The sequence below is a fragment of the Bradyrhizobium genomosp. III genome (assembly GCF_000261705.1).
GTDB classification, from domain to species: Bacteria; Pseudomonadota; Alphaproteobacteria; order Rhizobiales; family Xanthobacteraceae; genus Bradyrhizobium; species Bradyrhizobium ottawaense.
In genome coordinates, this window is sequence record NZ_AJQF01000572.1 from 1 (window position 1) to 1,065 (window position 1,065).

The following is a 1,065-nucleotide window of genomic DNA, read 5'->3' on the forward strand; positions in this document are numbered from 1 at the left end:
CGGCCTGACGGCCGCGCTCGATCGCCGCCGGCGACACCAGCGCGGACAGGCCGATGATCGGCATCGAGCCCAGATTGTTGTCGGAGCGGATAACTTCCGCGAACTCGAACCCGTTCATGTCGGGCATCTCGATGTCGGTCAGGACCACGTCGAAGCTCTGCGCCCGCAGTGCCGCGAGGCCCTCCTGCGCGGTCGGCGCGGTGCGGACGCGGTAGCCGGCCGCCTTGAGCACGGGCGCCAGCATGTTGCGGAAGAAGGCGCTGTCGTCGACCAGCAGCACCGACTGCGAGTGCATCGACGGCTTCATCTCCTTGCGGGTGAACCAGTCGGCGAACGCCATCGGGAGGAAGTGGCCGACGTCGATCACCTCGGTGGCCTGGCCCTTGATCACGGCCGAGCCGAGGATGCCGGAGGCGGAGCCGCCGACCTCGATGTTGAGCCGTTCCTCGACGATGTCGATGATCTCGTCGACGACGAGGCCCATGGAGCGGCCGTCATCGGCGAACACCAGGATCGGCTGGGCGCCCTGGCTGGCAATGGTGACGCTCTCCATGGCGACGAGCGGCATCAGCTGCTCGCGGTATTGCACCATGTAGCGGCCGTTCGAGAACTCGATCTTGTCGGCGGGCAGCTCTTCCAGGCGCGTGACGAGGCCAAGCGGGACCGCCTTGGGCTGCGACGAGCCGGCGCGGAACACCAGCAGCGAAGTGGTCTGCTCGCCGCTTCCGATGTGATGCGCGCCGTTCTCGTCGCCCATGTCATGGGCCGAGGAGCCGGCGGCGCCGAGCGCCTTGGCAATACCGTTGGGGTCGATGATCATGATCACCGCGCCATCGCCCAGGATGGTGTTGCCGGAGAACATGTCGATGTGACGCAGCTTGGTCGACATCGGCTTCACGACGATTTCTTCGGTGTGGAACACGCCGTCGACGACGATGCCGAAGGTCTGGCTGCCGACTTGCGTGACCACGATGAAGCCGTTCTCGGGATCGGACGCGGCGCCGTCGTCGATCTTGAGCAGCTTCTTCAAATGGATCAGCGGCAGCAGCTTGTTGCGCAGACGGA

Annotated in this window: 1 protein-coding gene; it reads right to left on the bottom strand. The window is 65.8% G+C overall.

What is annotated here, in order from left to right:
* The coding region (locus tag IC66_RS0142145; protein ID WP_038951356.1) for a response regulator at window positions 1-1,065 on the bottom strand (1,065 nt) is incomplete at both ends.